Annotated in this window: 21 protein-coding genes and 3 pseudogenes; 10 read left to right on the top strand and 14 right to left on the bottom strand. The window is 60.1% G+C overall.

The genetic code is table 11. The features are described from left to right. Positions 1–55: 55 nt before the first annotated feature. From JFV26_RS30905 to JFV26_RS30915, 3 genes and pseudogenes are all read right to left on the bottom strand, one after another. Positions 56–946 (bottom strand): SMP-30/gluconolactonase/LRE family protein, encoded by an 891-nt coding sequence (locus JFV26_RS30905; RefSeq protein WP_201197376.1) that lies wholly within the window; start codon positions 944–946, stop codon positions 56–58. A gap of 26 nt (positions 947–972) precedes the next feature. Further along, positions 973–1,790: pseudogene (locus JFV26_RS30910) on the bottom strand (NAD-dependent epimerase/dehydratase family protein). A gap of 245 nt (positions 1,791–2,035) precedes the next feature. Then, entirely contained in the window at positions 2,036–3,331 is a 1,296-nt protein-coding gene (locus JFV26_RS30915) for an OprD family outer membrane porin (protein ID WP_201197377.1), read from the bottom strand. A gap of 293 nt (positions 3,332–3,624) precedes the next feature. Between JFV26_RS30915 and JFV26_RS30920 the strand changes: the two genes are divergently transcribed. Both JFV26_RS30920 and JFV26_RS30925 read left to right on the top strand, forming a co-directional pair. Continuing rightward, positions 3,625–5,289 carry an MFS transporter gene (locus tag JFV26_RS30920; protein ID WP_201197378.1) on the top strand — a complete coding sequence of 555 codons (1,665 nt, stop codon included), beginning with the start codon at positions 3,625–3,627 and terminating at the stop codon, positions 5,287–5,289. Next, positions 5,286–6,428, top strand: coding sequence for an HlyD family secretion protein (locus tag JFV26_RS30925; protein ID WP_201197379.1), 1,143 nt, complete (start codon positions 5,286–5,288; stop codon positions 6,426–6,428). The genes JFV26_RS30920 and JFV26_RS30925 overlap by 4 nt, the downstream gene beginning before the upstream one ends. Positions 6,429–6,514: 86 nt before the next feature. Here the strand turns inward: JFV26_RS30925 and copD are convergent, their stop codons facing one another. From copD to JFV26_RS30940, 3 genes are all read right to left on the bottom strand, one after another. Then, positions 6,515–7,375: a copper homeostasis membrane protein CopD gene (gene copD / locus JFV26_RS30930; RefSeq protein WP_201197380.1), complete on the bottom strand. Its 861-nt coding sequence runs from the start codon at positions 7,373–7,375 to the stop codon at positions 6,515–6,517. Positions 7,376–7,378: 3 nt separating this feature from the next. Then, positions 7,379–7,744 carry a copper homeostasis periplasmic binding protein CopC gene (copC, locus tag JFV26_RS30935; RefSeq protein WP_201197381.1) on the bottom strand — a complete coding sequence of 122 codons (366 nt, stop codon included), beginning with the start codon at positions 7,742–7,744 and terminating at the stop codon, positions 7,379–7,381. Positions 7,745–7,811: 67 nt separating this feature from the next. Beyond that, positions 7,812–8,252 carry an acetyltransferase gene (locus JFV26_RS30940; RefSeq protein WP_201197382.1) on the bottom strand — a complete coding sequence of 147 codons (441 nt, stop codon included), beginning with the start codon at positions 8,250–8,252 and terminating at the stop codon, positions 7,812–7,814. 134 nt (positions 8,253–8,386) lie between these two features. On the opposite strand from JFV26_RS30940, the gene JFV26_RS30945 reads away from it, so the two are divergent. After that, positions 8,387–9,007 carry a TetR/AcrR family transcriptional regulator gene (locus JFV26_RS30945; protein ID WP_201197383.1) on the top strand — a complete coding sequence of 207 codons (621 nt, stop codon included), beginning with the start codon at positions 8,387–8,389 and terminating at the stop codon, positions 9,005–9,007. 116 nt (positions 9,008–9,123) lie between these two features. Here the strand turns inward: JFV26_RS30945 and preA are convergent, their stop codons facing one another. The 3 genes from preA to hydA form a co-directional block, all read right to left on the bottom strand. After that, positions 9,124–10,398 (bottom strand): NAD-dependent dihydropyrimidine dehydrogenase subunit PreA, encoded by a 1,275-nt coding sequence (gene preA, locus JFV26_RS30950; RefSeq protein WP_201197384.1) that lies wholly within the window; start codon positions 10,396–10,398, stop codon positions 9,124–9,126. Then, positions 10,399–11,766 (bottom strand): FAD-dependent oxidoreductase, encoded by a 1,368-nt coding sequence (locus tag JFV26_RS30955; RefSeq protein WP_201197385.1) that lies wholly within the window; start codon positions 11,764–11,766, stop codon positions 10,399–10,401. A gap of 223 nt (positions 11,767–11,989) precedes the next feature. After that, entirely contained in the window at positions 11,990–13,429 is a 1,440-nt protein-coding gene (gene hydA, locus JFV26_RS30960) for a dihydropyrimidinase (RefSeq protein ID WP_201197386.1), read from the bottom strand. 620 nt (positions 13,430–14,049) lie between these two features. Here hydA and JFV26_RS30965 point away from each other — a divergent pair. From JFV26_RS30965 to JFV26_RS30990, 6 genes are all read left to right on the top strand, one after another. Next, complete coding sequence (locus JFV26_RS30965; protein WP_201197387.1) at positions 14,050–15,534, top strand: NCS1 family nucleobase:cation symporter-1; 1,485 nt, start codon at positions 14,050–14,052, stop codon at positions 15,532–15,534. Between the two features lie 143 nt (positions 15,535–15,677). Beyond that, positions 15,678–16,961 (top strand): Zn-dependent hydrolase, encoded by a 1,284-nt coding sequence (locus JFV26_RS30970; RefSeq protein ID WP_201197388.1) that lies wholly within the window; start codon positions 15,678–15,680, stop codon positions 16,959–16,961. A gap of 31 nt (positions 16,962–16,992) precedes the next feature. After that, positions 16,993–17,436, top strand: a complete 444-nt coding sequence (locus JFV26_RS30975; protein ID WP_201197389.1) for a hypothetical protein — start codon at positions 16,993–16,995, stop codon at positions 17,434–17,436. 189 nt (positions 17,437–17,625) lie between these two features. Beyond that, a complete protein-coding gene (locus JFV26_RS30980; protein WP_201197390.1) occupies positions 17,626–19,122 on the top strand; it encodes a helix-turn-helix transcriptional regulator in 1,497 nt (498 codons plus the stop codon). Positions 19,123–19,315: 193 nt separating this feature from the next. Beyond that, a complete protein-coding gene (locus tag JFV26_RS30985) occupies positions 19,316–19,564 on the top strand; it encodes a DUF1652 domain-containing protein (protein ID WP_201197391.1) in 249 nt (82 codons plus the stop codon). 553 nt (positions 19,565–20,117) lie between these two features. Then, a complete protein-coding gene (locus tag JFV26_RS30990; protein WP_207204087.1) occupies positions 20,118–20,387 on the top strand; it encodes a TRIC cation channel family protein in 270 nt (89 codons plus the stop codon). Between the two features lie 3 nt (positions 20,388–20,390). Here the strand turns inward: JFV26_RS30990 and JFV26_RS30995 are convergent, their stop codons facing one another. The 3 genes from JFV26_RS30995 to JFV26_RS31005 all read right to left on the bottom strand — a co-directional run bounded on the left by JFV26_RS30995 (position 20,391) and on the right by JFV26_RS31005 (position 23,650). Then, positions 20,391–21,506, bottom strand: coding sequence for a Gfo/Idh/MocA family protein (locus tag JFV26_RS30995; protein WP_201197392.1), 1,116 nt, complete (start codon positions 21,504–21,506; stop codon positions 20,391–20,393). A 270-nt stretch (positions 21,507–21,776) separates the two neighbouring features. Next, positions 21,777–22,544, bottom strand: a complete 768-nt coding sequence (locus JFV26_RS31000; RefSeq protein ID WP_201197393.1) for an SDR family oxidoreductase — start codon at positions 22,542–22,544, stop codon at positions 21,777–21,779. Positions 22,545–22,582: 38 nt separating this feature from the next. Then, a complete protein-coding gene (locus JFV26_RS31005) occupies positions 22,583–23,650 on the bottom strand; it encodes a phosphotransferase family protein (RefSeq protein WP_201197394.1) in 1,068 nt (355 codons plus the stop codon). Between the two features lie 187 nt (positions 23,651–23,837). On the opposite strand from JFV26_RS31005, the gene JFV26_RS31010 reads away from it, so the two are divergent. Next, positions 23,838–24,197, top strand: coding sequence for a DUF4280 domain-containing protein (locus JFV26_RS31010; RefSeq protein WP_201197395.1), 360 nt, complete (start codon positions 23,838–23,840; stop codon positions 24,195–24,197). 92 nt (positions 24,198–24,289) lie between these two features. On the opposite strand, the pseudogene JFV26_RS31015 reads toward JFV26_RS31010, so the two are convergent. After that, positions 24,290–24,550: pseudogene (locus JFV26_RS31015) on the bottom strand (toxin-antitoxin system YwqK family antitoxin); the annotation flags it as partial. Further along, positions 24,533–24,695 (bottom strand): annotated as a pseudogene (locus JFV26_RS31020) (hypothetical protein); the annotation flags it as partial. The pseudogenes JFV26_RS31015 and JFV26_RS31020, both read right to left, overlap by 18 nt. Positions 24,696–25,297: the final 602 nt, after the last annotated feature.

The following is a 25,297-nucleotide window of genomic DNA, read 5'->3' on the forward strand; positions in this document are numbered from 1 at the left end:
GGATGTATACGATTCCACTGTAGGAGCTGCCGCAGGCTGCGATCTTTTGGGCCGTTCAACCCTCCCGAAAGACTGGCTCAGGCAAACCTTTCACGCCGGGGTTGAGGGCAAATACACCGCCGGCCAACGACTGTTCATCATGGTCATCACCGGGGCGGATCGAGGTCACGAACAACGTATCCAGTCGGCTGCCCCCGAAGGCGCACATGGTCGGCTTCTTCACCGGCACGGCGAGGGAACGGTCGAGTCGGCCGTCGGGGGTGAAGCGGTGGATCAGCCCGGCGTCGTTGGCGCAGATCCAATAGCAGCCCTCGGCATCCACCGCCGCACCGTCGGGGCGACCACAGTACTGATTCATGTCGACAAACAGCCGACGATTACTCGGCGTGCCGCTGTCGATGTCGTAGTCAAAGGCCCAGATCTGCCGGGCCAAAGGGTGGGAGTCGGACAGGTACATCGTCCGGCCGTCCGGGCTGAAACCCAGGCCGTTGGGAACGATGAATCCAGAGAGTCTTGGTTCGAGCGGCCCGCGCTGTCCGGTGGAGTAGCGATAGAGCGTGCCGTCCGCCGCGTTGGCGCCCATGTTCAGGACCATGCTGCCGGCCCAGAAACGACCCTGACGATCGCAGCGGCCATCGTTCAGGCGCATGTCCGGGCGGGCGTGATCGACAGGGGCCAGCAAATCGCTGTCGAGGCTGCCGTCGTTGTGGGGACGTAATCGGAAGAAGCCGCTTTCCATCCCCGCGACCCAGCCACCGTCGCAATGGCGAGCGATGCAGGCGAGCATCTCGGGTGTTGTCCAGGCATCCACGTGACCGGTTGCGGCACTCCAGCGCTGCAAGCCCCCGGCGGGAATATCGACCCAGTACAGGGCGTTTTCCTCGGGGACCCAGACCGGGCATTCCCCGACGGCGTTACGGGCATCGACAATCAATTCGGCTTGCATGGCGCATCATTCCTTTGGACGTTGGCTCAGTCGCCGAACGGGCCGGAGGCGACAAACGCGCCACCCTGGTAAACCATCGCCGGGTCATCAGCGGCCGGCATCGGTTGGGCTTCGACTTTTTCGCGGAACCCTTCGGAGCTGTCCTGGGGGCATAACCCAGGCCGGCGGCGAAGTGGTTGTCCCACCAGACGTTCTGGTTATTGGACACGCCGTACACGATGGTGTGGCCGACGTTCGGGGTGTACAGAGCACGTTCGATCAACTGGGTCAGGTCACCAAAGCTCAGCCAGGTGCTCATCATCCGGCGGTTTTGCGGTTCTGCGAACGAAGAGCCGATGCGGATGCTGACGGTCTCGATGCCGTAGCGGTCGAAGTAGAAACTGGCCGTGTCTTCGCCGTAGGACTTGGACAAACCGTAGTAGCTGTCCGGGCGGCGAGGGGAGTGGGCGTCGATCACCTCCTCTTGCTTGTAGAAACCGATGACGTGGTTGGAGCTGGCGAAAATGACCCGCTTCACCCCATGGCGGCGCGCCGCTTCATAGATGTGGAATACGCCGCAGATGTTGGCGCCGAGAATCTCCTCGAACGCGTGTTCTGTCGATACACCGCCAAAGTGCAGGATCGCGTCCACGCCTTCGACCAGTTGATGCACGGCCTGTTTGTCGGCGAGGTCGCAAGGCACGATTTCTTCGCGATCATCGATGGCCGGGGCGATATCGGCAATGTCCGACAGGCGAATCACGTTGGCGTAGGGCCGCAGGCTCTCGCGCAGGACTTTACCGAGGCCACCGGCGGCACCGGTCAGCAGCAGACGATTGAAAGGGGCTGTAGGTGTGGAGGTCATGGAAGTCCCTGGGTATGCAGTTATTGAAGTTGTTATAGGTTGTCGTATGACTTGATCGAAGTATCGTTAGCCTGTCCGGTTGTTGTCAACGAGGCAGCGGGTGTAATTGACCGAGGGTCTGGCCGCCCCGCAATCGATGTAGCAGCTGGCGAAGCCTGCGTTCGGCTCGGGCCGCGTTCGGACGCAGGCTTCGCCAGCTGCTACAAAGGGCGGTGTCAGCCTTGAAACAAGGGTGCTGCTGGCCCTTACAACAACGAAATCGGATAGCTGATGAAAATCCGGTTCTCGTCAAATTCGTTGGTGCTGAAGTCTTTGCGAATGCTCGAATTACGCCATCTGACGTTGAGGTTTTTCAGCGTGCCGCTCTGCACGGTATAGGCCAGTTCCGATTCGCGGCCCCATTCCTTGCCGTTGGTGATCGCTCCGGTGTGCACGTTATCGCCGCTGATGTAGCGGTTCATCATGGTCAGGCCGGGGATGCCGAGGGCGACGAAGTTGTAGTCGTGGCGCACTTGCCAGGAGCGTTCCTGAGCATTGTCGTAGCTGTTGTTGTAACTGTCGTTGGCCAGGGTGCCGCCGCTGGTGCCATTGACGCGCATCCAGACGCTGTCGCCAGTGAGTTTTTGCAGGCCGACATAAAAGGTGCTGCCGCCGTATCTGGCCGAGAGCAGGGCGAAGGTGGTTTTGTTATCCAGTTCGCCGGCCAGCGCACTGCCGTCCTCCTTGCCGGTGAAGTATCCGAGGTTCGCGCCCAGCGTCCAGTCGCCGATTGGCTGGCTGTGACTCAGGTTGAAAAATTCCTGCTGATAAATGTCGCTGAGTTGCGAGTACCAGACGCCCACCATCGTGCGTTTGTCGTTGAAGGTGTATTCACCACCGCCGAAGTTGAAGCGATCCGAAGTGAACGCCGCTTTACCGTTCATCGACATGTCGCTCATGCTCGAATCGTTGCGCGGGCTGTTGGCGCGGAACTGGCCGCCGTAGAGCTTCAGGCCTTCGATCTCGCTGGAAGTGACCTGGCCACCGCGCAAGGTTTGCGGCAGGGAACGGCCATCGTCCGAGCGCAGGACCGGCAGCACCGGCATCCATTCGCCGACCTTCAATTCAGTCTTTGACACCTTGGCTTTGAGCGCCACGCCCAAGCGTCCGAAATTGTCCGCCGGGCGGCCATCGTGATCCAGCGGCAGCAATTGCGTACCGCCAGTGCCTTTACCGCCGTCGAGTTTTTCCGAGAACAGGCCCAGCACATCCAGGCCGAAGCCGACGGTGCCTTGGGTGAAGCCGGATTTGGCGTCGAGGATAAAGCTTTGCGTCCACTCCTCAGCCTTGCCCTGGGGGTAGGCCGGGTTGGTGAAGTTACGATTGAAGTAGGCGTTGCGCAGGTTCAGCGAGGCCGTGGCGTCATCGACGAAACCTTCAGCATGGCTGGTCATGGGCAAGGCGAGGGCCAGGCTGCCGCAACCGATCAGGCTCAAGGTGTGGCGGCGTACGAAGGTCGGGCGAGGGGTGCAGACGGAAGAATGGCGGACGAGCTTGCTCACAGTGACGCTCCCTTGGTGTTTTGTTGTTTTTATTTTTTGTTATACGTCGTCGTACAACATTGGCGGCGATTATTTGCAAGGGTTTGGGGGAATGTCAATCACAGGTTGTACGATGACGTGGCGATCTAAAAGCAAAACCTTTGGGCGCGGGCTTGCTCGCGAAGGCGGCGGCATATTCAACACATTGGTTGACTGACACACCGCTTTCGCGAGCAAGCCCGCTCCCACAGGGTTATGTGTATTGCTTTCGATTTTCCGGCAAACTGGCACGGTCCCCAGAACAAGGCCATTGAATGGATCACTACGCCCCGCGCAACTGGCAGCCCCACGAGCGGCCCAGTTTGCCCGGTTCCCCTTCGACGCCCGAGCACTCCAATCCCAAGCGGCTGGCTTATGCGCTGGTGGGTTTGCTGGTGGCGTTGACCGGTGGCCTCGGCAATTCGCTGGTGATTGCCAACCTGCCTTACCTGCAAGGCGCACTCGGCGCGACCACCGCCGAGATGGCCTGGCTGCCGGCGGCCTACGTGATGACCAACGTCTCGATGAACCTGTTGCTGGTGAAGTTTCGCCAACAGTTCGGCTTGCGGGCGTTCACCGAAGTCTTCCTGGTGCTCTACGCCCTCGTGACCTTCGGCCATTTGTTCGTCAATGACCTGAGTTCGGCGATTGCCGTGCGGGCGGCCCACGGCATGGTCGGTGCGGCGCTGAGTTCGCTCGGCCTGTATTACATGATCCAGGCCTTCCCGGCGAAATGGCGGATGAAGGCGCTGGTGCTGGGCCTTGGCACTTCGCAACTGGCATTGCCGCTGGCGCGACTGTTCTCTGAAGACTTGATGCAAATCGCCGAATGGCGCGGCTTGTACCTGTTCGAACTGGGCATGGCGCTGCTGACATTGGGCTGTGTTTTCCTGCTCAAATTGCCACCGGGCGACCGCTTCAAAACCTTCGAAAAACTCGACTTCCTGACCTTCGCCATCCTTGCCACGGGCGTGGCGTTGCTCTGTGCGGTGTTGTCGCTGGGACGCATCGACTGGTGGCTGGAAGCGCCGTGGATCGGCGTGGCCTCGGCGGCGTCCATCGTGTTGATCCTCGCGGGCCTTGCCATCGAACATAACCGCAGCAACCCGATGCTGATGACCCGTTGGCTCGGCAGCGGCGTGATGATTCGCCTGGCCCTGGCGGTGATCCTGATTCGCATGGTGCTGTCGGAGCAGTCCACCGGCGCCGTCGGCTTCATGCAGGCGCTGAACATGAGCAGTCAGCAACTGCACAGCCTCTACGTGGTGATGTTGCTCGGCAGCATCGCCGGCCTGGCGACCAGCGCCCTGACCATCGACCCCAAACACCTGTTCATGCCGCTGATCGTATCCCTGGCGCTGATGGCGGTCGGCTCGGTGATGGACAGCTATTCGAACAACCTGACGCGCCCGGAAAACATGTACTTCAGCCAGTTCCTGCTGGCCTTCGGCGGCACGTTTTTCCTCGGCCCGACCATGGTGCTCGGCACGCGTAATGTGCTGACCAACCCGCGCAACCTGGTGAGTTTCTCGGTGTTGTTCGGGATCTGCCAGAACCTCGGCGGCTTGATCGGCGCGGCGCTGCTGGGCACGTTCCAGATCGTTCGCGAGAAATTTCATTCCAGCAACATTGTCGAAAACCTGACCTTGCTTGATCCGCGCGTCGCCGCTCGGGTGCAGAGCGGCGGCAACGCGCTGGGTTCGGTGATCGCCGACCCGAGCCTGCGTAACCTTCAGGGCATTCGCAGCCTGGCCACGGCGGCGACTCGCGAGGCCAATGTGCTGGCCTATAACGACGTATTCATGCTGATCGCGGTGATTGCCGTGCTGACCATGATCTGGATTTCCATTCGCGCCCTGTGGCTGATGAGCACCACCCAAGCCGTCGCCCCAGCGCCTGCCACTCCTTCCGTCCCACCCAGCGGTGCCACTTCTTCATGACCGAACCAACCACTACGACCACCAACGCCATCGCCGCCACGCCTGAAGGCGTGGCGCCACCGTCCTCGCCGGCCACTGAGCCGCGTTCGCTGCGGGTGCGGATCGTCTCGTCCATGGGCTTCGCGGCGATTGCCATCGTCGGCGTACTGATCGTCTTGTACGCCTGGCAGCTGCCGCCCTTCGGCAGTGCGGTGGAAACCACCGAAAATGCGTTGGTGCGCGGCCAGGTGACGATCATCGGCCCGCAGCTCAGCGGCTACGTGTATGAAGTGCCGGTGACGGATTTCCAGTTTGTGAAGGCCGGCGACCTGCTGGTGCGCCTCGATGACCGGATCTACAAGCAACACCTCGACCAATCGCTGGCGCAACTGGCGGTGCAGAAAGCCGCGCTGGCCAATGTGGTGCAGCAACGCAACAGCGCCGAAGCGACCATCCAGTTGCGTCAGGCCGCGGTGGTCGACAGTCAGGCTCAGGCACGTAAAAGTGAAGCCGATTTGCGCCGCAACAAGGAGTTGATCAATGACGGCTCGGTGTCCAGGCGTGAGCTGGACGTGACCCTGGCCGCCAACGCCCAGACCATCGCGGCGGTGGCCCAGGCCCAGGCCAACCTGGAAATCTCCCGGCAGGATTTGCAAACGGTGATCGTCAATCGCGGCTCGCTGGAAGCCGCAGTGGCCAGCGCGCAAGCGGCGGTGGAACTGGCGCGGATCGACCTGTCCAACACTCGGGTGCTGGCCCCGCGTGATGGTCAGCTCGGGCAGATCGGCGTGCGCCTCGGGGCTTACGTCAACTCCGGCGCGCAGTTGATGGCGCTGGTGCCGAACCAGTTGTGGGTGATCGCCAACATGAAGGAAACCCAGATGGACGACGTGCGAGTCGGCCAACCGGTGAGCTTCACCGTCGACGCGCTCGACCATCGTAAATTCAAGGGGCGGGTGCAGCGGATTTCACCGGCCACCGGTTCCGAGTTCAGCCTGTTGCAGGCGGACAACGCCACCGGCAACTTCGTCAAGATCGCCCAGCGAGTGCCGGTGCGGGTGACGGTGGATGCGGATCAGGAACAGATTGAGCGGTTACGGCCGGGGATGTCGGTGGTGGTGAGTATTGATACAGGGGCAGAGGGGAGGATCGAGCAATAAGCTCAAAAGATCGCAGCCTTCGGCAGCTCCTACAGAGGGACGCGTTTTCTCTGTAGGAGCTGCCGAAGGCTGCGATCTTTTGATTTTTAGCTGGCAATCATCGGCGGCAGGGTGCCCAGCAGTGAAACCGCCGCCACCGCGCCCATCCCCAGCAACCACTCCAGCATCACGCTGGTCTTGAGCGCGCCCACCCGCTGCTCACAATCCTTGATCCGCAATCGATTGAACAGCGCCAGCCCCAGCATCACTGCCACCAGCACCACCTTGATCAGCAGAATCAAGGCAAACCCGGACAGCAGCGGTGTCGGCCAAAATGCCCCGGTCAGCACTCGCACGTTAATCAAGCCGGTGATCACCAACGCCGCGACCAAGCCGTAGCCGACCCCGCTGAAGCGGCACAGAACCGCGCTCAATGAATCGCCGGTCGGCTGCCGCAGGATCATCACCAACAGCATCAACCCGCCGAGCCAGGCGCCCACGCAGGTCAGGTGAATGATCTGGTTGAGGATCAGCAATTGGCCGCTGAGCCCGTCGAGCATCGCGCCATGACCGACCGGCGCCAGGGTCGCGAGCAACAGGCCGCTGACGATCAACCGCAACGGCACGTTCGTGCGCAGTGGTGTCAGCAGCAACCCCATCAGCACGGTGTTGAGCAGCAGGTGCCAGGTCCAGACCTGGCCGAAAAAGGTATTGCGCAGCACCAGGCGCAGGGTCGAGGGATCGAACGCCGCGTCCCAGGCCCCGGCCATGCTGGCGGTGATCAGCAGCAGCCAGGTCACGCCACTGACCAGTGCCACGGCGGTCAGCCAGCGGGTGCCGCGCGCCAGTTGCCGATCCAGCGTGCAGGCCTCGGTTTTCAGCAACAGCGGCCTGAACAGCCAGGCCCCGAACAGCATCAGCACCACCACAAAATGCAGGAAGCGGCACAGCACCAGCGCGTCGGTCATGAATTACTGGCCAACCTTGAAGCTGTAGGCGCCTTCGCTTTTGTGGGTGTCGACCGACACCGCGTGCCATTCGACTTTATAAGCACCCGCGGCCAACGGCGCGGCCGGGGTGACGATCAGGGTTTTCTTGTCGGTGCCTTCGGTGGCCAGGCTTTTCACCGGGACGTCGGTACCGTCCTTGCTGAGGCTGACTTTGGTGAAGGTCGCTTCAACGCCTTCGGAAAATACCAGGCGCAGTTCAGTCGGCGCGGCCACGGTGCTATCGGCGGCCGGTGTTTCACTTTTCAGATGGGCGTGGGCGAACACCGATGAAGCGGCGAGCAGCGAACCGAGCAGGGCGGCGGTGGTCAGGGCTTTTTTCAGCAACATGTTCAATTACCTTCTGGGCAGTGGAATGGGCGTCACTTAAGCATGAACGGTGCACGCCGGGAAATGTTTACGCCGGTTTTAGCGTCAGGTGAATCACGGGGAACGGCCGACCTTCGCCATCGGTTTGCGAACGGCCGGTCTGTTCAAAACCATAGTGCAGATAGAAGCCGTGGGCCTGGGGATTTTGTTCGTTGACGTCGACGCTCAAGGTCGGGTGCAGGGCCTTGACGTGATCGAGCAACTGTCGGCCGATGCCCTGACCCCGTTGGGCCGGTTCGATAAAGAGCATTTCGACAGTGTCGCCGCCGGTGGCAATGAAGCCTGCGGGCGTGCCGACCGGGTTTTCACCGACCCACACCGTCAGCGCTGACAGGTAGGCATCGCGCACCAGCGGATAGAAAAACTGAATATCGTCTTCGCTGAGAAAGTCATGGGTGGCGCGCGCCGAGCGTTCCCACAGGGCGGCGAGGGCGACATCGTCGGCCGCGACGCGGGGTCGAATGTTCACGGTGGGTGATCCATTGCGGCAAGAAAAGAGCGGCGGATGCTACCGAATCGGTTTTCCAGGGAAGTGAAAATGGCCTGTCGCCGCGACCCAGAGCGGATGCTAGTCTTGGTCAACGCTGTTGTCAGGGAGCCCTCATGGGCAATCACAAGATCGAGATTCGTCGCAGTAACGTCGAGAAAATCCTGCTGGGGGCCGAGAAGGTCTTCGCCGAAAAAGGCTTCGGCAGCACCGCCATGGCGGACATTGCCGCCGAAGTGCAACTGCCGCGCTCCAATCTGCATTACTACTTCAGCACCAAAAGCGAGTTGTACAGCGCAGTGTTGTTCGACCTGCTGGAAGTCTGGAAGCAGGACGCCTTGTGCTTTGAGATGTTCGACGACCCGCGCGTGGTGCTCAGCAGTTACATCCGCGCCAAGATGAACCATTCCCGCAGCCGGCCGTACGGTTCGAAAGTCTGGGCCAACGAGATTATTCACGGCGCGCCAACGTTGGGTGAGGCGCTGGACGTCAGTCTGTACGACTGGGCCAAGATGAAAGAAGCGAAAATTCGCCAGTGGGTCGAGGACAAACGGATCCTGCCGGTGGAGCCTTCAGCGCTGCTGTACATGATCTGGGCGTCGACCCAGCATTACGCGGACTTTGATCATCAGGTGAATATCCTGAACGACCACCAAGCGCTGTCGGACATGCAGTTCGAGCGGGCGGTGCAGACGGTGACGAGTGTGATATTGCGCGGGATCGGGTTGGAGCCTTGAGGTTTGCGGTGTAGCGGCCGGCCCCATCGCGGGCAAGCCTTGCTCCTACAGGTACGGTGTGATCCTTGTAGGAGCAAGGCTTGCCCGCGATGGCGTCAGCTCAGGCGCCGCAATTCTCAAACAGCGACGTGATAGGGATTCCTCGGATCATGATTCCAATCCAGAAACGGCTTCCCGCTGTCCATCGGCACCATCTCGATACAATCCGCCACCGGACAGGTGATCTGGCACAAATTGCAGCCCACGCACTCATCATCAATCACTTCATATTTATGCGTCCCGTCCGCCTGCTTGAGGCTGGCAATCGCCTGGTGCGAGGTATCCTCGCAAGCAATGTGGCAACGCCCGCAACCGATACAGGCCTGCTGATCAATCTTCGCAATCACCTGATAGTTGATGTCCAGGTACTTCCAGTCCGTGGTATTGCCCACCGCCCGCCCGGAAAACTGCGACACGCTGGCGTAGCCCTGACTGTCCATCCAGCGCGATAATCCGTCCTTCATTTCATCGACAATCCGGAAGCCATGCAGCATCGCCGCCGTGCACACCTGCACCGCGCCGCTGCCCAACGCGATGAATTCCGCCGCATCGCGCCAACTGCCGATGCCGCCAATACCGCAGATCGGCAAGCCTTGGGTCTGCGGGTCGCGGGCGATTTCGGCGACCATGTTCAGCGCAATCGGCTTCACCGCTGAACCGCAATAACCGCCGTGGGTGCTTTGGTGGCCGACAGTGGGGATCGCGACCATTTGCTCCAGGTTAACGCTGGTGATCGAGTTGATCGTGTTGATCAGCGACACCGCATCGGCGCCGCCACGGTGGGCGGCGCGGGCGGCGACGCGGATGTCGGTGATGTTTGGCGTGAGCTTGACGATCACCGGCAATGAGCAATAGGTCTTGCACCAGCGGGTCACTTGTTCGACGTACTCCGGCACTTGGCCGACCGCTGCGCCCATGCCCCGCTCCGGCATGCCGTGAGGGCAGCCGAAATTCAGTTCGATACCGTCGGCACCGGTGGCTTCCACCAGCGGCAGGATGAACTTCCACGATTCTTCGACGCACGGCACCATCAGCGAGACGATCAGCGCGCGGTCCGGCCAGTCCTTTTTGACCTGGGTGATTTCCCGCAGGTTGATCGCAAGCGAGCGGTCGGTGATTAGCTCGATGTTGTTGATGCCCATGACTTCGCGGTTCGCGCCGAAGTGCGCCGAGTATCGCGATGACACGTTGACCGCCGCCGGGTCCTCACCCAGGGTTTTCCAGACCACGCCGCCCCAGCCGGCCTCGAAGGCGCGGACCACGTTGTAGGCCTTGTCGGTGGGGGGCGCGGAGGCCAGCCAGAACGGATTGGGGGCTTTGATGCCGGCGAAGACAATCGAGAGATCGGCCATTTACGCAGCCTCCACGTTGAGCATGAGTTGGGCATTGATGGCTTCAGCCGCCAGTTTGCCGTGTTGCACCGCTTGCACCGTCAGGTCCTGATCGAGGCTGGTGCAGTCGCCACCGGCATACACGCCGGGGATGCTGGTACGCAGGTTTTCGTCCACCTGAATCCGCTCGCCCTGGCGCTTGAGTTCCCGCGCCAGCGGGTCGGCGAGGGCGCTGCCGTCGAAGGCCTGGCCGATGGCTTTGAAGATCGCATCGGCGGCCAGTTCGAAGGTTTGCCCGGTGGTTTGCAGGCGCCCTTCGACCCAGTGGGTACGGGCGAAACGCATGCCGCGCACGTTGCCCTGATCGTCGAGCAACACTTCTTCCGGTTGTGCCCAGGTCAGCAAACGCACCTGATTGGCTTTGGCGATGTCTTGTTCGTGGTCGGTGGCGCCCATGTCCTCGACGCCACGGCGGTACACCAGATTGACGTCACGGGCCCCGAGGCGAGCCATTTGCACCGCCATGTCGATGGCGGTGTTGCCGGCGCCGAGGACGATGCAACGGTCGGCCAGCGGCAGTTGCGTCAGGTCATCGGCCTGGCGCAGTTCGCGGATGTAGTCGGTGGCGGCGAGCAGACCTGGGGCGTCCTCGTGATCGAGCCCGAGTTGTTTGCTGGCCGCCAGGCCGAGGCCGAGAAACACCGCGTCGAATTGCTGGTGCAGTTCGCTCAGGGTCAGGTTCTCGCCGAGTTTGTGCCCGTGACGGATTTCGATGCCGCCAATCTGCAACAGAAAATCCAGTTCCTTTTGCGCGTAATCGTCCACCAGTTTGTACTTGGCGATCCCGTATTCATTGAGGCCGCCAGCCTTTTCCTGCGCTTCGAAAATCACTACTTCATGACCATGCATGGCACTGCGGTGAGCGCAGGACAAACCGGCCGGGCCGGCGCCGACCACCGCGATGCGCTTGCCGGTCGCGGCAGCGCGCTGGAAAGGGTGTTCGCTGAAGTTTGCGTTATCGACGGCATAACGTTGCAACAGGCCGATCAACACCGGCGCGCACTCATGGTCGTTGTTACGCACGCAGGCTTGCTGGCAGAGGATTTCGGTCGGGCAAACCCGGGCGCAACTGCCGCCGAGGATGTTGGCCGAGAGGATTTTCTGCGCGGCGCCCTGGACGTTTTCCTGGTGGATATTGCGGATGAAAGACGGAATATCGATCTCGCTCGGGCAGGCATTCACGCATGGCGCGTCGTAGCAATACAGGCAGCGCGAGGCTTCCAGATGCGCCTGACGATCGTTGAGCGGTGGCGCCAGGTCGGTGAAATGGCCGGCGAGGGCGGCCGCATTCTCGTAGGGATGCGGGAGGTGGTTCAGGGTCTTGATCACGGTGTTGGCCTCACGGTTATTGAGGTACTGCCTCTGATGGGCATTGGTTTGTTAACGCCTGTCCCCTCTGTAGGAGCTGCCGAAGGCTGCGATCTTTTGATCTTGATCTTAAAAACAAAGTCAAAAGATCGTCCGAACGCGGCCCGAGCCTTCGGCAGCTCCTACAGGGGAATGCATTCCAAATGTGGGAGCGAGCCTGCTCGCGATAGGCCGAAGGCCGCTTTCAGCGCTTCACGGCAACTGGCTTATTCAACTCAGCCCGTTTACTCAGCAAGTCAAACACCGCCGGGTACGCCGGCCGTTCGATGTACCGCCCGGCACCGCGCTCGGCGCGCAGGTCGCCATCGGCCCAGACCACGCGGCCCTGGCTGACGGTATGGCTGGGCACACCGCGCACGGTCTTGCCTTCGAAGATGTTGAAGTCCACCTGCTGATGGTGGGTTTTGGCGGAGATGGTTCGCGTACCTTCGGGGTCCCACAGCACCAGATCCGCATCGGCACCGACGCGGATCGCGCCTTTGCGTGGGTAGAGGTTGAAAATCTTCGCGGTGTTGGTGGAGGTCAGGGCGACGAAGTCCTGCATCGACAGGCGACCGGTGTTCACGCCTTCATCCCAGAGCACCGCCATGCGGTCTTCAATACCGGCGGTGCCATTCGGGATTTTGCTGAAGTCGTCACGTCCGGCGGCTTTTTGCTCGGCGCAGAAGCAGCAGTGGTCGGTGGCGGTGGTGTGCAGGTTGCCCGATTGCAAACCGTGCCAAAGCGCTTCCTGATGGCCGCGAGGGCGGAAGGGCGGGCTCATCACGTAACCGGCGGCGGTCTGCCAGTCCGGGTGCTGGTAGACACTGTCGTCCAGCAGCAGATGCCCGGCCAACACTTCGCCGTAGACCGGTTGACCTTTGCTGCGGGCGTAGGTGATTTCGTCAAGGGCTTCCTTGGTCGAGACATGCACCAGGTACAGCGGCGTGCCGATGGTTTCGGCAATGCGAATCGCCCGGCTGGCCGCTTCACCTTCCACTTGCGAAGGTCGCGACAGCGGATGCGCTTCCGGGCCGGTGATGCCCTGGGCCATCAACTTGCGTTGCAGGTGATAGACCAGTTCGCCGTTCTCCGCATGCACGGTTGGCACCGCACCGAGTTCCAGGCAGCGCTCGAAACTGGCCACCAGGGTGTCGTCGGCGGCCATGATCGCGTTCTTGTAAGCCATGAAATGCTTGAAGCTGTTGATGCCGTGGTGGCTGACCAGTTCGGCCATTTCCTCGCGGACCTGTTCGCTCCACCAGGTAATTGCCACGTGGAAACCGTAGTCCGATGCCGACTTCTCGGCCCAGCCGCGCCACTGATGGAACGCTTCCATCAAGGACTGCTGCGGATTGGGAATCACGAAGTCGATGATCGACGTCGTGCCACCGGCCAGACCCGCCGCCGTGCCACTGAAGAAGTCTTCACTGGCCACCGTGCCCATGAAGGGCAGTTGCATGTGCGTGTGGGGGTCGATGCCGCCGGGCATCAGGTATTGGCCGCTGCCGTCGATTTCTTCGGCACCCGCCGGAACATCCAGATTGTTGCCGATGGCTTTAATCACGCCGTCGGCGCAATAGACGTCGGCGCGATAACTTTCATCATGGGTAATAACGGTGGCGCCACGGATCAACAGAGACATTCCGAGTTCCTCGCAGGCATGACCGACTGATGCCGGTTCTAAATGTTTTATATGAAGCCAACGAAAACAGGTGTATTCCTGTCATCGCTGTCAGGATTAAAAGCTAGCTGGTGTTAATGGAATGAGCAAGAATATTTTTTATAAGCTTATGTTGATATTAAATCGTTGATAAATAACGATTAAATATAAAAGTAACCAAAATGGTGAGGCCTCTCACCATTTTGACGCACTTGACAGGATCTGAAAATCGACGAGATTTCTTATGTGAAATCAGCCGTTTGAGGAGGGTCTATGGTTGATCCGCAACTTTAAAAAAAGATTCATGCACCAGATTGAGTCCTGACTGTTCGGACAACTTGCAGCCCATTCGGCCCGAGCGGTGTGACAAGTAACCGAAGATTCAATGGTTGGATAAATAAAACTGATGAACATCAGTTGGTTATAAAGTTTTTATGGCACGGCCCGATGCGCAAGCGGGGCACCCGGCACGTTTATTGATGCCGCCGCTGACGCCTTGGCCGGTTTGTAAAAGTTGTCAGTTCCTCCGGCCATCGTCGGCTCGCGCTCCCTGGCGCCAGCCCCTGATGAGCAAAAATAATTCAAAGAACAGTGGAGCGGCCATGCAACAGATCAGATCGCAAGTGACCGAACGCGACGGCTTGTTTGAGCTCGAAGCCGGCACCGACGTCCTCGACAGTCCCCGTTACAACCACGACATGGCACCGACCAAGGTGCACGAACGAACCTGGAACAAATGGCACATCACCGCGCTGTGGATCGGCATGTCGGTTTGCGTGCCGACCTACACCCTTGGCGGGGTGCTGACGGCGTACTTTGGCTTGAGCGTTGGCGAAGCGCTGCTGGCGATTCTGCTGGCCAACCTGATCGTGCTGATCCCGCTGACCCTCAACGCGTTTGCCGGGACCAAATACGGCATTCCGTTCCCGGTGTTGCTGCGTTCGTCCTTCGGCATCCTTGGCTCCAACGTGCCGTGCCTGATTCGCGCCCTGGTGGCGTGTGGCTGGTTCGGTATCCAGACGATGTTCGGCGGGTTGGCGATCCACCTGTTTCTGGGCTCGATTTTCGAGGGCTGGAAAGCCCTCGGCGGGACCGGGGAAGTCATTGGTTTCATGATCTTCTGGTCGCTGAACCTGTGGGTGGTGCTGCGCGGTGCCGAGTCGATCAAATGGCTGGAAACCCTGTCTGCACCGCTTCTGGTGGCGGTCGGTATAGGTCTGCTGGTGTGGGCGATGCCCAATGTGTCGATGAGCGAGTTGCTGGCGATTCCACCGAAACGTCCTGAAGGCGCGAGCGTGGTCAGTTACTTCGCCGCCGGGCTGACGGCGATGGTCGGGTTCTGGGCCACCTTGTCGCTGAATATCCCGGACTTCAGCCGCTACGCCAAAAGCCAGAAGGATCAGATCCTCGGGCAGATTTTCGGCCTGCCGCTGACCATGTTCCTGTTCGCCTCCCTCGGCGTGATCATGACCGCTGCGTCGGTGAAACTGGTGGGCGTCACCGTCTCTGACCCGGTCAGCCTGATCGGGCATATCCAGAGCCCGGTGTGGGTGGCGGTGGCCATGGCGCTGATCATCATCGCCACGCTGTCGACCAACACGGCGGCCAATATCGTGTCGCCAACCAACGACTTCCAGAACATCGCACCGAAGGTGATCAACCGCACTAAAGCAGTCATGCTGACCGGTCTGGTCGGCTTGCTGCTGATGGGCCATGAATTGCTGAAAAAGCTTGGGCTGATCGTTTCCGACGTGAGCCTGGAAACGGTCTATTCCAACTGGTTGCTGGGGTATTCAAGCCTGCTCGGGCCCATCGCCGGGATCATGGTGGTGGACTATTTCCTGATCAAGAAACAGCAACTGGATTTGGCCGGGCTCTATCGCGATGACGTGTACCCGGCGTGGAACTGGTTTGGGTTTATCGCGTTTGGCGTGCCGGTGGTGTTGACGTTGCTGTCGCTGGGCAGCAGCGCATTCAGCTGGTTCTACAGCTATGGCTGGTTTACCGGGTCGGCGCTGGGAGGGTTGATTTATTACGGGTTGTGTTCGATGCGAAGCAGCCCGTCCATCGCGAAATCTCCGGTGTAGCGTATGGCCTCATCGCGAGCAAGCTTTGCTCCTACAGGTTTGCGCCGACCCTCTGTAGAAGCAAAGCTTGCTCGCGATGGCAGCCTCAAACACACCCAAAAATTGCCTGAAGAAACCTATAACAACTGCCTGAGGAGATCCCCATGAACGCTGCCGTAGACGTTCTGCAATCCACCCATCAGCACATCAACCGCGACCGCCTGTGGCAGTCGCTCATGGAACTGGCCAAGCTCGGCGCCACGGTCAAGGGCGGCGTGTGTCGTCTGGCCCTGACCGACCTCGACCGCCAGGCCCGGGATATTTTCGTCAATTGGTGCGAAGAGGCCGGTTGCACCGTCAGCATCGATGCCGTCGGCAATATCTTTGCCCGCCGCCCCGGCCGTAACCCGAACCTGCCACCAGTGATGACCGGCAGCCACATCGACACCCAACCCACGGGCGGCAAGTTCGACGGCTGTTTCGGCGTGCTCGCCGGGGTCGAAGTGCTGCGCACCCTCAATGATCTCGGTGTGGAAACCGAAGCGCCGCTGGAAGTGGTGGTCTGGACCAACGAAGAAGGCTCGCGTTTCGCCCCGTGCATGATGGGTTCGGGCGTGTTCGCGGAAAAATTCACCCTCGAAGAAACCCTGGCCAAGGTCGATGCCGATGGCGTCACCGTTGGTGAGGCGCTCAATGCCATCGGTTACGCCGGCCCACGCGAAGTCAGCGGCCATGCGGTCGGTGCCTATTTCGAGGCGCACATCGAGCAAGGCCCGATCCTCGAAGACGAGCACAAAACCATTGGCATCGTCATGGGCGCCCTTGGCCAGAAATGGTTCGACCTGAAACTGCGCGGCGTCGAAGCCCACGCCGGCCCGACCCCGATGCATCTGCGCAAGGATGCCCTGGTCGGTGCCGCCGTCATCGTCGGCGCGGTCAATCGCGCCGCGCTCGGCCATCAACCTCACGCCTGCGGCACCGTCGGTTGCCTGCAAGCCTATCCCGGCTCGCGCAACGTCATCCCCGGCGAGGTGCGCATGACCCTCGACTTCCGGCATTTGGAACCGGCACGCCTGGATTCGATGATCGCCGAAGTCCGCCAAGTCATCGAAACCACCTGCGAGGAACACGGCCTGACCTTCGAACTGACCCCCACCGCCGACTTCCCGCCGCTGTATTTCGACAAGGGCTGCGTCGAAGCGGTCCGCGGCGCGGCACAAGGCCTTGGCCTGTCTCACATGGAGATCGTCAGCGGGGCAGGGCACGACGCAATTTTCGTCGCCGAACTCGGCCCGGCCGGGATGATCTTCGTGCCATGTGAAGGCGGCATCAGCCACAACGAAATCGAAAACGCCGCGCCGGACGACCTGGCGGCCGGGTGTGCGGTGTTGTTGCGGGCGATGCTGGCGGCGTCGGCGGCGATCGCCAGTGGGCAGTTGGCGGCTTGATGGTAAAGGCTCGCAACCTTCGGCAGCGCCTGTGAGCGCTGCAGCAGGTTGCGAGCTTTATGTTGATGATTCAATGACGCGCTTGCAGCACTTTGAACACCAGCAGCCCCCCAGCATGGCGATTGAGCATTGGAAACGGTTGAAGCCGCACACCGGTCTGCCCCAGGTGTTCGCACAAATGACCGTGTGGAATGCCGAAACGTTGATCCATCAGCACCGTTCAACGATTACTCGGTGGCTGGCATCGCAAGGGGAGGATTGGCTGCTGAATGTCATTGGCATCAACGAGGGCAAGAGCTATTTTTTGCTCGAACCTTTGACCAGCCAGGAGAAGTTGAGCCAACTGCTGCGGCTCGATTGTCAGGGTGGGATGGTTGTGCTTGAGCGGTCGCTGCTGCGCAAGGAGTTGATAGCGATGAGCGCCGAAAAGATCGCAGCCTGCGGCAGCTCCTACGATGAGCTTATACACCCGTAGAGTTGCGAACATCCGTACGCCCCCTGTAGGAGCTGCCGAAGGCTGCGATCTTTTGATTCTGATTCTAAAAAACAACCTCAAAAGATCGCAGGCTTCGCCAGCTCCTACAGGGAACGGGTGACAACCCCGCGCGGTCGTAATCTTCACAGGGCGGTGCGTAAAAGCGCCGCCGCACTTTGTGGAGACCCAATGAGCCAGGACGTCCTGACCACCGAAACCAATCGTCGCCAGTTGCAGCAGATTATCGCCGGTTTGTCCGACGGGGTGATTTTGCTGGAGCTCAACCAGACCATCCTCTGGGCCAATGCCGCTGCGCTGGCGATGCATGGTGTCAGCGAGATCGACGAGTTGGGAGCCAATGCCGAGGAGTACGCCAAGCGTTTTGCCTTGCGCTTTCGCAACAATCATCCGGTGCTGGCGGACAACTACCCGATCAGCCGCATCGCTCGGGGTGAAGTCTTCAGTGACGTACTGGTGGAAGTGACACCGGCCGACGACGAAACGCGGATGTGGGTTCACAGCGTGCGCAGTATGCAACTGGCCGACAGCGCCGGTGCGCCGGAATCCCTGGTGTTGATCATGAATGACGTCACCGAGTGGGCCAGCGCCGAGCAGCGTTTCGAAAAGACCTTCAACGCCAATCCAGCCCCCGCGGTGATCTGCCGCCTCAGTGATTTGCGTTACATCAAGGTCAATACGGGCTTCCTGGAAATGACCGGCTACACCCGTGATCAAGTCATCGGCGTGTCAACCTATGAACTGGATATCCTCGAAGGCGCGGAAAAGAAGGACCTCGCGATTGAACGCCTGCGAGAGCGCGCGACAATCCCGCAAATGCAGGCCGAGCTGAAATTGGCTGATGGCGGCAGCAAGCAGGTGGTCGTGGCCGGGCAACCCCTGCAGCTCAACGAAGAAGACTGCATGCTGTTTTCCTTCGTCGACATGGAGCCACGGCACAAGGTCGAGGTGGCCCTGCGTCAAAGTGAAGAGCGCTTCGCCAAGGCCTTCCGCCTGACCCCGGTGCCGACGCTGGTGTGCAGCGCCGAGAATCAATTGGTGATTGATGTCAACGAAGCCTTCCTCGAAACCCTCGCTTACCCCAGTGAAGAAGTGCTCGGCAAGACCGTGGCAGAAATGGACTTTATCGATGACAAGGGCGCTCGCACGCGACTGTTTGCTGCACTGGAGAAGGCCTGCAGGCTGGATCGCGTTGATGTCCGGGTGCGCAAGAAGGGCGACGAATTGCTTGATTGTGCTGTCTCGGCCGACACCGTGAACATTCATGACAGCCCTTGCTACCTGCTGGTGTTTATGGACATCACCGAGCGCAAACGCACAGAGTTGGAGTTGGTGTCAGCGATTGAAGAGGTGATGAAGGATGCGTCCTGGTTCAGCCGCACCCTGATCGAAAAACTCGCCAACGTGAAGAGCGTCAATTCGCCGAAGTTGTCCAGCGTGTCCTTCACTGACCTGACTGCCAGGGAACGCGATGTGCTTGGGCTGATCTGCGAAGGCCTGGCCGACAAGGAAATCGCCGCGCGCCTGAAACTGGCGCCGAACACGGTGCGAAATCATGTCGCCACGGTGTATTCCAAACTTGATGTGCACAGTCGCAGCGAGGCGATTGTCTGGGCACGGGAGCGCGGTTTGTTCTCCAGTGAATGGCGGCCAAAGGGCCCGCGATAAGGTGCAAATGCACTAGCCGCAACGGTGCAAATTAGTGTGTTGGGCGGGTCGGGCTGTTCTTAGTCTGTAAGGGTGCGAAAGACGTCTCAGGGCAACTATCGCGTCCCCTTCGAAACAGCTAAAGGAACAGCCACATGGGTAACGATCAGTTCGACAGCGTGTTCAATTTTGCACTGTCGGTCGGGTGAGTCAGATGATCCATTTGACGCAGTTGCGTGCTCAATTGGAGCAAGGCTTTTCGCCGCTGGCTTGTGATTGCGCGCTCACCGGAGACAACTCCTTGACCGTGAAGCTCTATCACCCGATGTCGGGGCAGGTGGATCTGGTGGTCAGCGGCTTGAGTATTGTGAACCTGCGGTCGCCGGAGGCGGTGGTGGCGTTGATTGAAGAGCTGCGGTACGAGCTGCAGACCAATGCGCTGCATCGCCCTGAAACGTCATAAGCGATGTACACCATCCAATTGTGGGAGCGGCGGTGCGACGATTCGACTTGCTCGCGAACGCGTCCTTTCAGTCGATATTGATGTCGACTGCACCGCTTTTGCGAGCAGGCTCGCTCCCACATTAGATTGATGTTGTTTCCAGCATTTTTGATCGAAACCAAACCCGGTTCTCGGGTGTTTACTGGCATTGGCCGGCGGCTGGGCTATAAGGAATGCGTGGTACTTATTTTCTGTGACCGGGTCCGCGGCTGCGCGGTGTGGTTTTCGGGTCGCGGAAACACGTCGATCAGCCACTGCAGGTCAGCCAATGAACAGTCTTGCGAAACGCTTTTTTACACCACTGTCCCTCGCCTTTTGCGCGGTGATTTTAAGTGCTTGTGCCAGCCCGCCGCCACCTCCGCCTCCTGCAGCACCGCCACCACCACCTGCTGTACGCACCTGCCAGACGATGGATAAAACCGATGTATTGGGCGATGTGCGCGCGGACGGGCAGGTGACTCGGGTCACCACGACCACGCGTTGTGTCACTCAATAAGCCTGGGCGAAGCCGTCGTTGAAGCCCCGTGTCGAGAAAACTGTGCTGGTGGCCGACCTGCTCGGCACGGCGGTGTTTGCCGTTGAAGGCGCGATCAGTGCCATGCGCAGTAACCTCGACCTGCTCGGGGTGATGGTGATTTCCTTCATCGTCGCCTTGGGCGGCGCCGCGGTTTTGATCATCGGGCGGCGTTGCGGCGTGCCGCCCGTGGCCGCCGCGGCGTGCCTGACGTTACGTCTGTTGTCGGTGAACTATGGCTGGCAGTTGCCGAAGGTCATGGGCGGCTGAGCCTCAGACTTCTTCAAGCCTGACCCAGCGCGACTCGTTGGCAGCCACACGTATCGCCGTCGCCAACCGTTCGACTTCCCACGCCTGTTCGAAATCGGTGCCGCCCTGACTGATCCCGGCCAACGCCATCACCAGATCATGCACCTCAAGGGTCTTGAGTTCGTTGTAACCCAGTTGATGCCCCGGCGCCGGGCTGAACGCCGCGTAACCCGGCAAGTTCGGCCCGGCGAGCAAGCGCTGGAAGCCGTCCTGGCCAGCACGAAACAGACGCAGTTCATTCAAGCGTTCCTGATCGAAAGCCAGGGTGCCTCGGGTACCGCTGATCTCGAAACTCAGGTGATTCTTGTAGCCATGCTTGAGCCAACTGCTGCTGAACGTGCCCCAGGCGCCGCTGGCAAACCGCAGCAGCGCATGAACCTGATCGTCCACTGCAATGTTCCGGTGTTCCTGACTACCGGTGGTGGCCGGGCGTTGTTTGTGTACGGTCTGGGTGTCGGCGCACACCGCTTCGACATCGCCTGCCAGATAACGGGCCATCGCCAGCAAGTGACTGCCCAGATCGGCTAACGCGCCGCCGGCATGCGCGGCGTCGCAACGCCAGGACCAGGGTGAGGCGGCATCGGCCATGAAATCTTCGCTGAATTCACCCTGGAAACTGATGATATCGCCCAACTCGCCGCTCTGAATCAGCTCGCGTGCCAGGCCAATCATCGGGTTGTGCTGATAGTTGTAACCAACCCGCGTCACCACACCCGCCGCTTTGGCCGCCAGACGCATGGCGTTGGCTTGTTCGAGGTTCACCGCCAGCGGTTTTTCGCAGTACACCGGTTTGCCGGCGGCGAGGGCGGCCATGGCCATCGGGTAGTGCAGATGATTGGGGGTGGTGATAGCGATCAGGTTGACCTTCGGGTCATCGATCAGTTGTTGCCAGTCACTGTGAGCGCTGCCGAAACCCCAGGCCTCGGCACACTGCCGGGCGCGCTGCGGATCGGCGTCAGCCAGCGCGGCGAGTTTGAGCTTCAGGGGCAGCTCGAAAACCGCACTGACGTTACGAAACGCCAGGGCGTGGGCACGGCCCATGAAACCTGTGCCGATGAGTCCGATACCGAGTTCGCGCATAGCCGGGGTCCTTTTGGATTTTTGTTTTCAGAAGGGATATTAATGGAATAAATATTCCCACAATGCAATCCTTGGAATAAAAATTCTCAATAGTGGATCCCCCCGTAGGAGCTGCCGAAGGCTGCGATATTTTGATCTTGATTTTTGCGATTCTGAAGGCGCTAGAGTCAAAGATCGCAGCCTTCGGCAGCTCCTACATTGGGGCGCACACATTCTGGCGGGGAATAAAAAGGCAGCCCTCAGGCTGCCTTCGCGTACCCGCCAATCCAGTCAGGACAGGAACCCGCCATCCACATTCAACGAAACACCGGTGGTGTAGCTGGAGGCATCGCTAGCGAGGTAAAGCACTGCCCCCGCCATCTCACTCGGATCCGCCACTCGCTTGAGCGGAATCTGCTGCAGCGCAGTCTTTAAAATCGCGTCGTTTTTCACCAGCGCCGACGCAAACTTGGTGTCCGTCAGCCCAGGCAGCAGGGCGTTGCAGCGGATGCCGAACTGGGCACATTCCTTGGCGAAGACTTTGGTCATGTTGATCACCGCAGCCTTGGTCACCGAGTAGATGCCCTGGAAGATCCCCGGTGAGATACCGTTGATCGACGCGACGTTGATGATGCTGCCGCCGCCGTTGTCGCGCATCAGCTTGCCGGCTTCCACCGACATGAAGAAGTAGCCGCGGATGTTCACGTCGACGGTTTTCTGGAAGGCGCTGAGGTCGGTGTCCAGCACGTTGCAGAACTGCGGGTTGGTCGCGGCGTTGTTGACCAGGATGTCCAGGCGCCCGAATTGTTCGCGGATGCTGGCGAAGACTTGGGTGATCTGTTCCATTTCGCCGATGTGGCAGGCGATGGCGGTGGCTTTGCCACCGGCGGCGATGATCGCGTCGGCCACGTGTTGGCAGCCGTCGAGTTTGCGGCTCGAAACGATGACATGGGCGCCTTGCTGGGCCAGCAGTTTGGCGATGGCTTCACCGATGCCACGGCTGGCGCCGGAAACGAAAGCGATCTTGCCGTCGAGGTCGAACAACTGAGTCTTGGACATGGGATTCTCTTATAAAAAGTCTTATTAGGCGGCCTGGATCAGAGGCTGGATTTCGAAATGACCTGCAAGCTCATTTGCTCCAGCAGTTTGTTCATGTGAATGAACTGCGCGAAGCGTTTGTCCTGGGTCTGACCGTGGAAAAAACGGTAATAAATCTGCTGCACGATACCGGCCAGGCGGAACAGGCCGTAGGTGTAGTAGAAGTCGAAATTGTCGATCTGGATGCCGGCGCGCTCGGCGTAGTAGTCGACGAATTCACGGCGGGTCAGCATGCCCGGCGCGTGGCTCGGCTGGCGACGCATCAGTTGCACGGGTGCCGGGTCGCCGGCTTCGATCCAGTAGGCGAGGGTGTTGCCCAAATCCATCAGCGGATCGCCGAGGGTGGTCAGTTCCCAGTCGAGCACGCCGATGATCTGCATCGGGTTGTTCGGGTCCAGGATCACGTTGTCGAATCGGTAGTCGTTATGGACGATGCTCGACGTCGGATGGTCGGCCGGCATCTTGGCATTGAGCCAGGCCTTGACCGCGTCCCACTGCGGCGCGTCGGGGGTCAGGGCTTTCTCGTAGCGTTCGCTCCAGCCTTTGATCTGCCGTGCGACATAGCCTTCGGGTTTGCCAAGGTCCGCCAGGCCACAGGCCTTGTAGTCGACCCGGTGCAGTTCGACGAACTTGTCGATGAAGCTTTTGCACAATGCCTCTGTCTTGGCGGCATCCAGACCGAGTTCCGGTGGCAGTTCCGAGCGCAGGATGATGCCGTTGACCCGTTCCATCACATAGAACTCGGCGCCGATCACCGATTCGTCGGTGCAGTGCACGTAGGCCTTGGGGCAGTACGGGAAGCCGTCCTTGAGCTGGTTCAGGATGCGAAACTCGCGGCCCATGTCGTGGGCGGACTTGGCCTTGTGGCCGAACGGCGGGCGACGCAGAACGAATTCCTGCCCGGGGTATTCCAGCAGGTACGTCAGGTTCGACGCGCCGCCCGGAAACTGGCTGATCTGCGGCACGCCGCTCAGGCCCGGAATATGGGCCTTGAGGTATGGATCGATCAGGCTGGCATCGAGTTCTTCGCCGGAGCGGATACGGGTGGACTGGTCAGTAAGCGCCATGCTTATCCCTTCTGCTTATTTTGGAGGCCAGACATCATTGGTTAATCTAATGGTGAGACGGGCGTGCCACAAGCACGGCTCGGTCTTATAGGTTAGCGTGTTGCTGGATAATCAGCGTTCCTGATGCGAGAACCGACGTGGCGGGCTCTGGTTCAGGGATGCAGCGCTTCCAGGAAGGAGGTTTGAAATGAGCTGTGCGCAAGTGTGTGTCACCGCAACCCTGCAATGCAGCTTCGGCGCGGCGCCTGGCGTGCTCAACGTGTTGCCGGTGAACCGAACCCTGACCGGCGGCATGCCCGCCGCCAACATCATGGACCACATCCCGCTGGTCAACGGCATGCCTTTTGGCGGGTGCATGAGCATGGCCAAGCCGATGGTCGCGGCCGCTACCGCCGCTGCGCTCGGGGTCTTGACGCCGATGCCGTGTATCCCGGCCACCACCGCCGCCCCGTGGATACCCGACGGCGCGCCAACGGTGTTGCTGGGCAACTGGGCGGGGGTGATCAAAATCGCCATGCCGGGGCAGATGCAGATGCTGATTCCCTGATCCAGACATGCACAGTTTGGGAGTATGGGTGAAATTCCTGTAGGAGCTGCCGAAGGCTCGGGCCGCGTTCGGCAGCTCCTACAACACAAGGCTTACGCCTGCGCTGGATCCGCCCACCGTCGAAACCACCAGCGCACCCGCGATATCGGCTTGCCCTCGGCATCCAGCGGTCGCCCGTCACTGGCAAACCCCTGTTCCGGCTCCACCAACTGCCCATTGAGATACCGCGCATCCACCGTCGGTTTGCCATTGGGATGAAACCGCTGATATCGCCCCTCACGCACGCCATCACGGTAGAACTCAGCTTTAGCCAGTTGCCCGTCCGAGAAGTAATTATTCGCCTTGGCCGCCAGGTCCGCGCCGCTCTTGATGCTGAAACTGCCGCCGCTTTGCAGGGGCAGGATACCGCTCACTTTGATCGTCAGGTTGCCATCCACCGTCAGGCTGTAGTTGCCGGTGACCTTGTGCTCGTTCGTAGTTGCCGCCGGGGCTGTGGCTCACCACATAACAACTGTGGGAGTGAGCCTGCTCGCAATAGCGGTCTGACATTCAATATTGGTGTTGACTGACACGGCCTCATCGCGAGCAAGCTCAGCTCCTACAGGGATTGTGGTCGTCCACACATACTCGGTTCACCACATAACAACTGTGGGAGTGAGCCTGCTCGCGATAGCGGTCTGACATTCAATATTGGTGTTGACTGACACGGCCTCATCGCGAGCAAGCTCAGCTCCTACAGGGATTGTGGTCGTCCACACATACTCGGTTCACCACCGAACAACTGTGGGAGTGAGCCTGCTCGCGATAGCGGTCTGACATTCAATATTGGTGTTGACTGACACGGCCTCATCGCGAGCAAGCTCAGCTCCTACAGGGATTGTGGTCGTACACACATACTCGGTTCACCACATAACAACTGTGGGAGCGAGCTTGCTCGCGAAAGAGGTCTGACATTCAACATTGGTGTTGACTGATACGGCCTCATCGCGAGCAAGCTCAGCTCCTACAGGGATTGTGGTCGTACACACATACTCGGTTCACCACCGAACAACTGTGGGAGTGAGCCTGCTCGCGATAGCGGTCTGACATTCAACATTGGT

It is taken from the genome of Pseudomonas sp. TH31 (genome assembly GCF_016650815.1).
GTDB lineage: Bacteria > Pseudomonadota > Gammaproteobacteria > Pseudomonadales > Pseudomonadaceae > Aquipseudomonas.